The sequence below is a fragment of the Amycolatopsis bartoniae genome (assembly GCF_014191255.1).
In the GTDB taxonomy this organism is placed as follows: Bacteria; Actinomycetota; Actinomycetes; order Mycobacteriales; family Pseudonocardiaceae; genus Amycolatopsis_E; species Amycolatopsis_E bartoniae.
The window spans coordinates 29,224-41,737 of record NZ_JACHWH010000005.1 but is presented as its reverse complement, the minus strand read 5'-3'; the positions used below and the strand labels follow the sequence as shown (position 1 = coordinate 41,737).

Below are 12,514 nucleotides of genomic sequence, written 5' to 3'. Positions count from 1 at the left end.
CAGCACCGCTCAGCCGCGCAGGAGGGCGGGCAGGTGCTCGTAGCCCCGCAGCACCCGGGTGCCGCGGCGGCTCGCGCCGGGCAGCAGCCGCAGGTCCGGGAACCGGTCGAACAGCGCCCGCAGGCCCACCTCGCCCTCCATCCGGGCCAGCGCGGCACCCAGGCAGTAGTGCCGCCCGGCGGAGAAGGACACGTGCTCGCGCGCGTTCTCGCGGCGCACGTCGAACCGGGCCCGGTCGGCGAACACCGCCGGATCCCGGTTGGCGCCCGCGAGCACCGTGGTCACCACCGCCCCGGCCCGCACCCGCGTGCCCAGGACCTCGGTGTCACGCAGGCACGTGCGGCCGGTGAGCAGCACCGGGGGATCGACGCGCAGGACCTCCTCGACCGCGTTCGGCCACAGCTGGGGTTCCCGGCGCAGCTCCGCCAGCTCCGCCGGGTTTCCCCGCAGCAGCGCGATGCCGTTGCCCAGCAGGTTCACGGTGGTCTCGAACCCGGCGGCCAGCACCAGACCCGCCGTGGCCCGCAGCTCCAGGTCGGTCAGCCCGACGCCGTCCTCGGTCGCGGCGGCGAGACGGCTGAGCAGGTTGTCGCCCGGGTTCGCGCGCAGCCGGGCCAGGTGGTCGCTCAGCCAGGCGTCGAACGCCACCAGCGCCGCGTCCACCGCGCGGAACTGCCGCCACGACAGCCCCATGTCGAGACTCGGCGCCGCCGCGCTGCCCAGTTCCAGCACGCGGCGGCGGTCCTCCGGCGGCACGCCGAGGATCTCGGCGATGACCGTGACGGGCAGCAGGCCGCAGTAGGCCTCGACAAGATCCACCGGACCCGCCGGATCGAGGGCGTCGAGCAGGTCGGCGGCGATCTGCTCGGTGCGCTCACGCAGGTTCTCCACCGCCTTGACGGTGAACACGCGCGTGACGAGCTTGCGGTAGCGGGTGTGCTCCGGCGGCTCGGTGGCCAGCAGCGACGGCGGCGCGACCGGATGCAGGTGCCCGGGCGCGGCCCACGCGTCGAGCCGGCTCAGCAGGCCGCTGCCGCCGGCACCCACGCCCGCGCGGAAGTCGTTGCTGGTCAGCACTTCCTTGACCGCGGCGTGACTGACGGTGGTGTAGGCGAAGTCGCCGCGGACCAGCGGGCCGCGCTCCCGGATCTCGTCGAACAGCCCCGTCAGGTCCGGCGAACCGGGCGACGCGGCGAGCCCGATCAGCCGGGCCTGCAGGTCTCCGCGGCGCGCCGCCGCGCGCACCGCCGTCCGCGGGACGGCGTGCCGCAGGCCCCACCGCACGACGGGCTTGGCCCCGTTCCGGATGCGAGTTCTGAGTGCCACGTACTCGAAAGTAGTCGGCTCCGGCGCACGATGTCGATCAGTTGAGCAGGGTGCGCGCCCACGCGGTGACGGTCAGCTGCCCGGTGGTGCCGAGGTCGGTGTCCAGCGGCAGGGCCTGCGCCTCGGCGCCGGGCACCGCGACGACCTCGGCGTACTCGCCCGCGGCCGGGTCGCCGTCGGTGACCGTGTTCGACCACGACAGGACCGACAACGCCTGCTCGCCCGGCGCGAGCGTGAACCTGGCGGGCCCGGGGTCGCGCGCCATGTACGACATGCCGTGGACGACCGTGACCGCCAGCGGCGCCCGGACGCCGTCGAGCAGCCGCACCGCGGGATAACCGTCGAGGACGAGCGGAGCCACGCCGCAGTTGGTCGCCGTGAGCACGCTCGCGCGGTGCCCCAGCGCCGCGTCCACCTGCCCGGCCGCGACGGACAGCCCCGGCGCCGGGCAGCGGCCGGGCACCGGCTCCGCGGGCGCGGGCGACGGCGAGCGCGTCGGACCGATCGTGAGCAGCCGTGGATCCACCCCGTTGTCGTAGGGGGCGACCTGCCCGCAGGCGGCGAGGGCGGCCAGGAGCAGGACCGTCCCGGCGATGGTGACCACGCGCATGGCCCGGAAGGCTAGCGGTACCATCGGCACCGTTCGTTGACCAGTCAGCGGCTTCCGGCGGGCGGCGTGTGCCGTCCGCCCCAGCGGGCTGCGACAGGGGAAGCGAACACCATGACCGAAGAGCCGGGCACGCACCTCGACGAGGTGAAGGACGCGCTCGAGGAGCTGTCGGCGACGGTCGAGGTCACCGACGAGCCGGGCGAGCTCCTGCAGGCGGTGTGCGAGCAGGTCGTGCGGGTCGTCCCCGGCGCCGACATGGCGTCCATCACCCTCGTCGGCCCCGGCGGGGCGAGCACGGCGGCCAGCACCTCCGAGGTCGCGGTCAGCATCGACTCGGCGCAGTACGACGAGGGCGACGGGCCGTGCCTGCGCGCGGCCCGCACCGGCGAGACCGTGCGCGTCGACGTCGGCACCGCCGAACGCCTGTGGCCGCACTTCACCGGCGTCGCCCGCGAGCACGGCGTCGCCAGCTACCTCGCCGCGCCGCTCCTCGTGGTCGAAGGGGTCGCCGGGGCGATCAACCTGTTCGGCCTCGGCGCACACGGCTTCCGCGACCTGGACCAGCAGTACCTGGAGCTGTACACGCTGGTCGTCACCACCGTGCTGCGGCTGTCCCACCACGCGGTGCAGGCGCGGGAGCAGGTGCGGCACCTGCGCATCGCGATGGACTCGCGGGCCGTCATCGAGCAGGCGAAGGGCATTCTCATGGCCGCGCACCACATCGGCGAGGAGGAGGCGTTCCGGCTGCTGGCCGCCCGCTCCCAGCGCGAAAACGTGAAGCTGAACGCCGTCGCCGCCCGCTTCGTCGCCGAGAGCTGCCGACGCTGAGTCAGCCCAGGCAGTCGCGCAAGGCGCGGACGAGCCGGTTCGCGCGCTCGTCGCCGTGCCCGATCATGCGGTTGGCGACGTAGGCGAAGCCGATGCCGGACTCGTCGTCGGCGAAGGCGAACTGGCCGCCGGCGCCGTCGTTGCCGAAGCTGCGCGGGCCGGGCAGCGGGCGGAAGGCGGAGTCGAGCAGGAAGCCCGAGCCCCAGCGCGCCCCGCTGTCGAACCCCAGCCACCCCGGCCCGGACGACAGCTCCCGCACCGCGTCGGTCACGGTGTCCGGGGTCAGCAGCCGCGGGCTGCCGTCGATGCCGGTGACCGCGGCGGCGAAGAGCCCGGCGAGTCCGGTGGCCGAGGCCACGGCTCCGGCACCGGGCAGCTCGATGGCGAGCAGCTCCGGGTCGTTCCAGCCGTGCGGGGAGTCCAAGCCGGGAAAGGCGAGCGCGCCGTTCATCGTCACGATGCGCGTGAGCAGGTGCTCGGGGCCGGGCATCGGCGGCCGTCCCTCGGCTTCGGTGAGCCGGGCGAGGGCGGGCAGCTCGGCGGCAGGCAGCCCGAGCCACGCGCGCAGCTTCAGCGGCTCTCCGACCACGCGGCGGAAGTACGCGCCCGGTGTCAGTCCGGTGCGGCGGCGGACGAGCTCACCGAGGACGAACCCGAACACGTGGCCGTGGTACTCGTACGCCGTGCCCGGCTCCCACAGCGGCCGCTGCTCCTCGATCGCGGCGACCACCGGGTCCCACGCCGCGATCTCGGCGAAGGTGGGTGACGCGTCGAGTACCGGCAGCCCGGCGCGGTGCCCGAGCACCAGCCGCGCGGTGATGGTCTCCTTGCCGTGCCGCGCGAACTCCGGCCAGTACCGGGCGATCGGCGCGTCCAGGTCGAGCTGCCCGTCCTGCGCCAGCAGGTGGACGCAGAGGCTCACGATCGCCTTGGCACACGAGAAAACGGGGACGACGGTGTGCTCGGTCCAGGCCCGCCCGGTGCGCTCGTCCGCGAGCCCGTCGCACAGTTCCACGACCTTCCGCCCGCCCGCGAACACTGTCACGGCGGCGCCGAGCTCCGAGAACTCGGCGAAGTTGCGCGCGAAGACGTCGGCGACCTTCCCGAACCCCTCGTCGGCCGTGCCCCGCATGATCTTTCCTCCCGCCGTTCCGGCGGGCGACTCTACGACAGCCGCCCGCCGGTCGCGAGGGGATTTTCAGCCCGCCAGCGAGCCGTCCCCGGTTTCCGGGGCGCCCTTCGGGCGGACCCGGACCTGGGCCGGCGTCCTGGTGGGAGTGGCGGGCCTCGCGGTGGCACAACTCCGTTCGGCGGGCGCGGTCGTCGCCCGTGGCTCCGGCCGGGTGGTGGCCGAAGGCTCGGTGGGCTTCACCGAGGAGGCCGGGCTGGGCGCCTGGGTCGCGGCGGGTTTGCTCGTCGGCACCGCGCAGTCGGCCTGGGCCGTGGTCGCGCTCGCGGACGGCAGGACGACGAGGCTCCCGGCGGCGGCGAGCAGGCCGGCACCGGCGAGGATTGCCTTGACGGACATGGGTTTTCCTTTCAGGAGAGGGTGGCGTAGACGATGATGTTGTCGCGGTAGCTGTGCGCGGCGTGGTCGAAGCTGCCGCCGCACGTGATCAGCCGGAGCTCGGCGCCGGCGGTGTCGCCGTAGACGGCCTCGGTGGGGAACTCGTCCTTGTCGATCTGCTCGACGCGGGTGACGGTGAACCCGGCGACGGAACCGTCCACTCTGGACACGGTGACCGTGTCACCGGGCGCGAGCTCGTGCAGGCGGTAGAAGATGCCCTTCTGCTTGTTCCCGTCGACGTGGCCGAGGATCACCGCGGGCCCCGGTTCGCCGGGCTGGGGACCGTTGCGGTACCAGCCCGCCTGCAGCGGGCTCGTCACCGGCGGCACCTCCACGCTGCCGTCGGGGTTGAGCCCCAGCGGGACGAGCGTGGAGTGCGCGCCGATCTTCGGGATGTCGACGGCGCTCGGTGCCGCGACGGCCGTGGCCGCCGTGGTCGCGGGGGTTGCCGCGGGAGTTCCCGGTGCCCCGGCGGCCGTGCAGCCGGTGAGCAGCAGCAGGCCGAGTACGGCCAGCAGCAGCCGCAGCGGCGAGGTTTTCCGTGCTGTCAAAAAGGACCCCCTGTCGTTCGGGCACGTGACGCACCCAAAGCGCCGGCAAGGGGTCCCGCGGTTGCGGCCGTGACCGAACCGTGATCTTTGGGCTACAGCCGGGACAGCGCCAGCACTCCCGCGGCCAGCAGCACGCCCACCTTCACCACTTCCGTGGCCACGTAGACCAGGTGGGCCCGCGAGCGGGGCGGGTTCTCCCCGGCCAGCACGCGGTCCGAGCGCCGGTTGAGCACCGGGCGCACCGCGAGGAGCTGCACCGCCAGCACGACGACCGCCGCCACGACGGTGCCCAGCACGGCGCCCGGCACGCGGGCGGCCACGACGGCCACGACCAGCGCCACCGCGAACACGGCTTCGACGGCGTTGAGGGCGCGGAACACCAGCCGCCCGATGCCCAGGCCGATCCGCACCGTCACGTCCGGCGCCCGGAACTTCAGCGGCGCTTCCAGGAACGAGATCGCGAGCACCATGCCCAGCCAGGTGAACACGACCGCGACGAGTACCGCCATCACGAAACCTCCCGCACGGGAACCATCATCGCCCCAGCGCCGCGTTGATCATCGCCCGCCCCACGGGCCCGGCGACCTTCGCCCCGACCGTCGCCAGGTCGTAGTTCCCGCCCGAGGTGACGACGACCGCCACCGCGACCTGCGGGTGCTCGGCCGGGGCGAACGCCACGTACCAGCCGTACGGCTGCACGTGCTTCGGGTCCGGGCCGTGCTCGGCGGTGCCGGTCTTGGAGGCGATCGTGATGCCGGGCAGCTTGTTCGCCGTGCCCGAGTGCGCCTCCGACGCCTCCATCATGTCGGTCATGGTGGCCGCGACCTGCGAGGACACCACGTCCGAGCCGAGCACGTCCGGCGTGTACCCCTCGATCACGGACCCGTCGGGCGCCTCGGTGGACTCGACCAGCTGCGGCCGCATCTCGGTGCCCCCGTTGGCGATGGTGGCCGCGATCATGGCGTTCTGCAGCGGCGTCTCCTGCACGTCGAGCTGCCCGATGCCGCTCTGGTACAGCCCCGCCTTGCCGTTCGGGATGGTCAGGCACTGCCCCTGCGCGTTCGACCCCACGCACGAGGGGACCACCGACAACGGCACGGACAGGTCCGTGTCGCCGAAGCCGAACTTCGCGGCCTGCGCGGACAGCGCGGCCGAGCCGACCCGCCCCGCCAGCGCCGCGAACGCCGTGTTGCACGAGTAGGCGAGCGCGGTCTTCATCGAGACCTGCCCGCCCGTCGAACCGGGGCACGTCGAGCCGCCGTAGTTCTCCAGCTGCGTGCTGGTGCCGGGCAGCGTGATCCGGCCGTCGGCGGGCAGGTCGGCGGTGTTCTCGTCGTCCGTCCCGTTCGACAGCGCGGCGGCGCTCACGACGAGCTTGAACGTCGACCCCGGTGCGTACGCCTGCGACGTGGCCTGGTTGAGCAGCGGGCTGTCGACGGAGTCGGGATCGTAGCCCTGGTAGGCGGCGTTCGCCGCCGCACTGTCGTGTGTGGACAGTGTGTTCGGGTCGTACGACGGCACGCTGAGCATCCCGAGGATCTTCCCCGTGGACGGCTCGATGGCGACCGCCGCGCCCGTGAAACCCGCGTGCACCATGGCGTCGTAGCCCGCCTGCTGAACCTTCGGGTCGATGGTGAGCCGCACGGTGCCGCCCGCCTTGTCGCCGCCGCTGAGGTCCGCCAGCTGGCGCAGCTCCAGGCGGGCGTCGCTGCCGTTGAGGAACTGGTTCTCGGCGTACTCCATCCCGTGCGCGCCCGACGTGACCGAGTAGTACCCGGTGACGGGCGCGTAGAGGGGACCGTTGGCGTAGGTGCGCAGGTACTTCAGCTTGTCGGTCGTGGCCTGCGAGGAGGCGAGCACCGTGCCGTCCTTCGCGAGGATCTGCCCGCGCTGCACCGAGTACTGGTCGTACACCCGCCGCGGGTTCCGCGCGTCGTCGGCGTAGCCGTCCGCCTTCACCACCTGGACATAGGTCAGGTTCGCCACCAACAGGACGACCAGGCTCATCATGAACAGCCCGACCCGCCGCATTGCTTTGTTCACTTCGGACACTCACCCGTTTCGCGCACGGCGCCATCCTGCCACCACCCGGATGAGGTCCCGGTGGGGCCCGCGCGCAGCGCGGGTGTCATCCATTCGGGCATTCGCGGTGCGCCGCGGCGGGTGGGCTCGCATGCTGGTCGCAGGAGCGAGGGAAGTGAGGTCGCGATGGGCATCCAGTTCGCATCGTCCGCGTTCGTGCCGGTGGTGCTGGGCTTCTTCGGGCTCGGAACCGGATACCTCATCTACGGGCCGCAGGAGCTGTTCGGGCGCCCGGTCCGCTCCGCCGCGGTCGACCGCGCGAACGGCGTGTGGGGGATCTGGCTGCCGGGGTTCTGCCAGTTTGTCACCGGTGTCTACCTGTTCGCCGCGCTGACGTGGTTCGGGTCGCTGCGCGACCCGGTGCTCTACATGGCCGCGCTCGCCTTCTCCGCCTACGGCATCCACTGGTTCGCGCTGGGCTGGAACCGCTACCAGGGCAACGACGTGCGGCCGACGGGGTACATGTCGGTCCCGTTCACCATCATCTCCGTGCTCGGCGTGGTCGTGTTCTTCTCCGCGGGCGCCTGGCCGGTCGGCCTGCTGTTCTCCGGGCTCACGGCGGTGTACGTCAGCGAGTTCTTCGCCAGCTTCCGCATCGGCGCGAAGTCGCCGGAGTCGGCGGGGCCGGGCGAGCGGGCGCTCGGGTTCTTCCACGTCGTCACGGGCCTGTGGCTGATGTACCTGACGTTCTCCACGGTCCTCGACACGGCGCTGCACTACACGCTGCCCAAGGGCTGAATTACCGGCGTGTAATTCGGTTTCCGGCGACTGTAATCGATCCTGTACGAAGGGTAAAAAAGAAGCGCTGATCAGCGGTTTCCTTGCCATTCGTCCGCTTGTTCAAACCTGACGTTGTTGTGGCACTCGTCACCGTCGCGTGATATTGCCGTTTTCTCTTCGTAATCTGGCCGAGGTCCTGCGGAGATCCGCGGTTTCACCGCCCGCAGTGGACCCGGCCGGCCTGGCCCCCGACAGGTCGGTGTGCGTACCCCGACCCGAGGAGACCTTTTCCCCGTGGGAAACCACTGCGCGAACACGCGCGCCCGACGCAAGAACTCGCCGTATTCCCCGCCGCGGCACCGCGCCCCCGTTTCGCGGAACCTCGCGCGGACCACGGTGTCCGCCGGTGTGCTGGCCCTTTCGGTCACCGGCAGTGCCGCGCCGGTGGCGCTCGCCGGCACCGACACGCCTCCGGCCCCTGTCGTGGCCGCGTCGGCGCCGTTGCCGGTGGCGTCCGTGCTCGGTGTGCCCGGAACCACGGCCGCCGACCCCGGTGTGGTGCTGCCGCTGGCCCAGCCGAAGTCGGCGGCGCCGAAGGTGGAAGCGCCGCCGCAGCCGCCCGCGGGCAGCGCTGAGCCGGTGGGTGACCAGGTGACCCAGTGGATCACCGAGGCTGTGGAAATCCTGCGGGCACAAGGAATTCCAGTGTCTACTGAGGACATTCCGGCGATCCGCACGGTGATCGAGAAAGAGTCCGACGGTGATCCGGAGGCGGTGAACCGGTGGGACGCGAACGCGCGCGCCGGGCACCCGTCGAAGGGGCTCATGCAGTGCACGGACTTCACGTTCGAGGCGAACAAGCTGCCCGGGCACGACGACATCCTCGATCCGGTGGACAACATCATCGCGGGCGTGCGTTACACGATTGGCCGTTATGGTGCGTTTTCCGAGCACCCGGGCATCAGGTCGATCAACTCCGGCGGCGGCTACCGGGGCTACTGATCCTTTTTCCGGGTACGCAAATCTACTTACGCGGAATACGTAATGAGGCGGACGTCCGCCGTGTGCTCGTGCCACTAGCGTTCGGTGCGGAGGATTCGGGCATACAGGAGGAACGTCATGGGGATCAGATTCCTGGCGGCGGCGGTGCTGACAGGCCCAGCCCTGGCGGCGGCAGTGCTGCTGGCGGGCAGCCACGAGACGAACGCGGCGCCGTCGGGCCACGTCGACGGCGGCGTGATCACGGCCGGCTACCACGAGAACGCGCTTCCGGCAGGCCACATGTGGGACGACGGTGTGGTCTCCGCAGGTCATGACTGGGGAGACGGGGTCGTCCCGGTGGGCCACCCCTGGCACGGTGATCTCACGCTGAGCGGGAACCCGTGGCATGGAAGCCTTACTTTGGAGGGCAACCCCTGGCACGGCGGGCTCACCCTGAGCGGCAATCCCTGGCACGACGGCTTCGGCCCGGCGGGGGACGAGTGGATCGGCGGTCTCGAGCCCGCCGGTCACATCTGGATCGACAGCGTGACGGCCGGGAACAGGGACTGGGGCGTGGTGCCTGCCGGTCACATCTGGATCAACGGGGTCAACCCGGCCGGTCACGACTCGATGGGCGGCGTGGTGCCCGCCGGTCACGACTGGATCGGCGGTATCGATCCCGCGAACAAGGACTGGGGCATCGTTCCGGCCGGGCACGAGGAGTGGACTGCCGTCTGAAACAGTCCAGGTGAGGGCGGTGGCGCAGTCTCGCGCCACCGCTCAACCGCATCCGGGGCGCCCCACCGAGGTCAGGACGTCGGTGTACACGGCGCGCGGCACCCTCCGGCTCACCCCCGCGCCGGAACTCCGTCCGGGAGGGCGAGCAGCTCGTCGAGCACGTGGTGCGCAGTGCCGTGGCAGTGCCACAGTGTCTTCTCCGGCGTGAGGATGTCGTCCTCGTCGGCGGGGACGCGCAGCGCCGTGGCGTCGTCCTCGGCGTCCAGGCGGATGACGTCGATCACCGTCCCGTGCGGGCGCACCCCGACCACGGCGACCAGGTCACCACCATCGTCGCGGGGGTGGATGAAACGATAGCCACGGTGGATGAGGTCCATCAGCCGTGTCTCGACCGGGGTCGCCTCCGTGGAGCACATCGTCGAATCGCCGTCCTTCGCGCCTTCGGGGAACCGGCCGGCCGCCGAAGGCGATCCGGGCTCGTTCCCCACGCTCCTGCCGTGCGGTGCATCTTGCAGCCAGCAAGCTACCAGCCGCACCTGCACGAGTAAATGCACGCGCCACGTGCACGTGCAGGTGTGGTAGAAAACGGCCGTCCCGGTTTCCTCGTTCGAGCGAAAAACGCCTCTCCGGCCGGTCACCAAAAGTAACCAGCAGCCCGCCGACCTGCGGAAATGCTGCCATCAGGGACGACGGCTGGTCCGTTCGAGTGCTTCTTCTACCGGGGGTCACCCGAGTGGCGCTCGTCGCGGCCCAGCACCGAATGCCGCCGCGAATAGGTGAAGTAGATGACCATTCCGATCACGAACCAGATCACGAACCGCAGCCACGTCTCCGGCTTGAGGAACGTGATCAGCCAGATCGAGAACACCACGCCGATCGCGGGCACCACCGGCATGCCGGGCGTGCGGAACGTGCGCGGCAGGTCCGGGCGCCGGTAACGCAGCACGATCACCGCGACGCAGACCACCACGAAGGCCAGCAGGATGCCGATGTTCGTCAGCTCCGCGGCCTCCCCGATGGGCAGCAGCCCGGCGATCACCGCCGCCGCGACGCCCAGCACCCACGTCATCCGGGCCGGCACGTGGCGTGTGGGGTGGGTGCCGGAGAACCACTTGGGCAGCAGGCCGTCGCGGCTCATGGAGTAGCCCACGCGCGTCGCGCCGAGCAGGAACGTGAACAGCACCGTGAGGATGCCCAGGATGGCGCCGACCGCGATCACCGCGCCCAGCGCCTTCAGCCCGACCGACGCGAAGGCACTGGAGAAAGCGCTTTCCGGATCGATGTCGCGGTAGTTCACCATGCCGGTCAGCACGAGGCAGGCCAGCACGTAGAGCACCATCGAGATGCCGAGCGAGTACAGGATCGCCTTGGGCATGTGCCGCTGCGACTCCCGCGACTCCTCGGCCGCGGTGGACATCGCGTCGTAGCCGAACACGGCGAAGAACACCGTGGCCGCGCCCGTGAACGCCCCGCTGATGCCGTAGGGGAAGAAGTCGCTCCAGTTGCCGGTCCTGACGTGGAACGCGCCGACGACGATGACCAGCAGCACGAGCGCGATCTTGAGGTACACCAGCACGGTCTCGAACCGCGCGGCCGAGCGCATGCCGAGGTTGAGCACGAACGCGATCAGCAGGCACAGCACCACGGCGAACAGGTCCACCTTGTACGACCCGGACGGCACGCCCTCGGGTTCGGTGCCGGGGGCGCCGGACATCCACAGCGGCAGCTCGACGTGCAGGAAGCTCAGCAGGTCGTTGAAGTAGCCCGAGATCCCGATCGCGACCACGGCGACGATCGCGGTGTACTCGAGCAGCAGGTCCCAGCCGATGAACCAGCCGACCAGCTCGCCCAGCACCGCGTAGCCGTAGGTGTACGCCGACCCGGCGCGGGGGATGAGCCCGGCGAACTCGGCGTAGGAGAACGCGGCGGCCGCGCTCGCGATACCCGCGACGAGGAACGAGATCAGCACGGCGGGCCCGGCGGTCTTGTTCGCGACCGAGCCCGCGAGCGAGAAGATCCCGGCGCCGATGATGCCACCGATGCCGATCGCCGTCAGCTGCCACAGTCCGAGGGTCTTCTGCAGACCGCCGGTGTCGACGGTCTCGATCTGGTCGATGGGCTTGCGGCGGAAGACTCCGCGATCGGCCATGACTGCACCACCCCGATCCGTTGTGTCCGTTCCGGAGGAAATTAGCAGAACGGGCAGCGCGGCGGAGTGGTTCAGTCCATCAGCGCCGGTAGGGGAGGTCCAGCGCGCGGCCCTGGGCGCGCCCCGCTTCGGCGGCGGGCCGACGGGTGGCGGGGTCGAGCGGGTTCTCGCCGATCGCGGTGCGCGAGGTTTCGTCCGGTTCGACCACCGCGACCTCGGCGCCGGCGGCACGCAGCTGCTCCACGGCGTCCGCCAGCGGGACCTCCGTGGGCAGCATCTCGGTGTCGCCCAGTGGCGCGAGCACGAGCACCCGGGTGGCTCCGGCGGCGAGGTCGGCGTTGGCGGCGGAGCGGATGCCGCCGTCGACGTACCGGCGGCCGCCGACCGTCGCGGGCGGCCACACGCCCGGCACGGCGCAGCTCGCGGTGACGGCGTCGACGAGGCCCACGCCGGAGTCGTTGTCGAACACCCGCGGCTCACCGGTTTCCGCGTCCACGGCGACGATCTTCAGCGCGCGGGCGGGCCACTCGTGTGAGGGCAGCCGCGACTCGATCACGGCGCGGCGCTCGGCCTCGGGCACGGTCTCGGCGTCGAGGGCGAACTTCCCGACCGCGCGGCGGACCTCCGGCGGGGTCGTGGCGTCGCGCAGCAGCGTACTCATCCGCTCGGCGAAGGTTTCGAGGTTCACCTCGGCCATGATCTCGGCGGACTGCAGCGCGGGTTCGGTCTGCCGGGCGTAGAGCTCCGGCAGGCTCAGTCCGCTGCCCAGCTGGGCCGCGACGGTCGACCCGGCGGAGGTGCCCACGAGCAGGCCCGCGCCGGAGACGTCGTTCCCCGCCTCCGCGAGCCCCGTCAGCAGCCCGGTGATCCACGCGATCCCGCCGACTCCGCCACCGCCCAGTACCAGCGCCTCGGTCATGTCCCATCCCCTCTCGGTCCGCCGTTCACTCTAGGCCGACGGC

At 71.4% G+C, this 12,514-nt stretch carries 14 protein-coding genes; 4 read left to right on the top strand and 10 right to left on the bottom strand.

Features of this window, described 5'->3' with window-relative positions; genetic code table 11:
* Positions 1-9: 9 nt before the first annotated feature.
* Together FHX82_RS23705 and FHX82_RS23700 are read right to left on the bottom strand one after the other, a co-directional pair.
* The gene (locus FHX82_RS23705) at positions 10-1,326 is read right to left on the bottom strand and encodes a cytochrome P450 (RefSeq protein WP_145934916.1); all 1,317 of its coding nucleotides are present in this window, start codon (positions 1,324-1,326) and stop codon (positions 10-12) included.
* A 37-nt stretch (positions 1,327-1,363) separates the two neighbouring features.
* Positions 1,364-1,936, bottom strand: coding sequence for a DUF4232 domain-containing protein (locus FHX82_RS23700; RefSeq protein ID WP_145934917.1), 573 nt, complete (start codon positions 1,934-1,936; stop codon positions 1,364-1,366).
* Positions 1,937-2,047: 111 nt separating this feature from the next.
* Between FHX82_RS23700 and FHX82_RS23695 the strand changes: the two genes are divergently transcribed.
* Complete coding sequence (locus tag FHX82_RS23695; RefSeq protein WP_145934918.1) at positions 2,048-2,764, top strand: GAF and ANTAR domain-containing protein; 717 nt, start codon at positions 2,048-2,050, stop codon at positions 2,762-2,764.
* A gap of 1 nt (position 2,765) precedes the next feature.
* On the opposite strand, the gene FHX82_RS23690 is transcribed toward FHX82_RS23695, so the two are convergent.
* From FHX82_RS23690 to FHX82_RS23670, 5 genes are all read right to left on the bottom strand, one after another.
* Positions 2,766-3,896: a serine hydrolase domain-containing protein gene (locus FHX82_RS23690; protein ID WP_145934919.1), complete on the bottom strand. Its 1,131-nt coding sequence runs from the start codon at positions 3,894-3,896 to the stop codon at positions 2,766-2,768.
* Between the two features lie 66 nt (positions 3,897-3,962).
* Positions 3,963-4,292 (bottom strand): hypothetical protein, encoded by a 330-nt coding sequence (locus FHX82_RS23685; protein ID WP_145934920.1) that lies wholly within the window; start codon positions 4,290-4,292, stop codon positions 3,963-3,965.
* Positions 4,293-4,303: 11 nt separating this feature from the next.
* The gene (locus tag FHX82_RS23680) at positions 4,304-4,882 is read right to left on the bottom strand and encodes a class F sortase (protein WP_229880325.1); all 579 of its coding nucleotides are present in this window, start codon (positions 4,880-4,882) and stop codon (positions 4,304-4,306) included.
* A gap of 92 nt (positions 4,883-4,974) precedes the next feature.
* Complete coding sequence (locus FHX82_RS23675) at positions 4,975-5,391, bottom strand: hypothetical protein (RefSeq protein WP_145934921.1); 417 nt, start codon at positions 5,389-5,391, stop codon at positions 4,975-4,977.
* A 25-nt stretch (positions 5,392-5,416) separates the two neighbouring features.
* Entirely contained in the window at positions 5,417-6,925 is a 1,509-nt protein-coding gene (locus FHX82_RS23670) for a peptidoglycan D,D-transpeptidase FtsI family protein (RefSeq protein WP_145934922.1), read from the bottom strand.
* Between the two features lie 165 nt (positions 6,926-7,090).
* On the opposite strand from FHX82_RS23670, the gene FHX82_RS23665 reads away from it, so the two are divergent.
* From FHX82_RS23665 to FHX82_RS23655, 3 genes are all read left to right on the top strand, one after another.
* Positions 7,091-7,702, top strand: a complete 612-nt coding sequence (locus tag FHX82_RS23665; protein WP_183176795.1) for a hypothetical protein — start codon at positions 7,091-7,093, stop codon at positions 7,700-7,702.
* Positions 7,703-7,978: 276 nt separating this feature from the next.
* Positions 7,979-8,686: a transglycosylase SLT domain-containing protein gene (locus FHX82_RS23660; RefSeq protein WP_229880323.1), complete on the top strand. Its 708-nt coding sequence runs from the start codon at positions 7,979-7,981 to the stop codon at positions 8,684-8,686.
* Between the two features lie 117 nt (positions 8,687-8,803).
* On the top strand, positions 8,804-9,403 hold the full coding sequence (locus FHX82_RS23655; protein WP_145934924.1) for a hypothetical protein: 600 nt from the start codon (positions 8,804-8,806) through the stop codon (positions 9,401-9,403).
* A 110-nt stretch (positions 9,404-9,513) separates the two neighbouring features.
* Here FHX82_RS23655 and FHX82_RS23650 read toward each other — a convergent pair whose 3' ends face one another.
* The 3 genes from FHX82_RS23650 to FHX82_RS23640 all read right to left on the bottom strand — a co-directional run bounded on the left by FHX82_RS23650 (position 9,514) and on the right by FHX82_RS23640 (position 12,471).
* Entirely contained in the window at positions 9,514-9,891 is a 378-nt protein-coding gene (locus FHX82_RS23650) for a hypothetical protein (RefSeq protein ID WP_183176793.1), read from the bottom strand.
* A 227-nt stretch (positions 9,892-10,118) separates the two neighbouring features.
* Positions 10,119-11,552 (bottom strand): amino acid permease, encoded by a 1,434-nt coding sequence (locus FHX82_RS23645; RefSeq protein WP_145934925.1) that lies wholly within the window; start codon positions 11,550-11,552, stop codon positions 10,119-10,121.
* Positions 11,553-11,631: 79 nt separating this feature from the next.
* Positions 11,632-12,471, bottom strand: coding sequence for a patatin-like phospholipase family protein (locus FHX82_RS23640; RefSeq protein ID WP_145934926.1), 840 nt, complete (start codon positions 12,469-12,471; stop codon positions 11,632-11,634).
* Between the last annotated feature and the right edge of the window lie 43 nt (positions 12,472-12,514).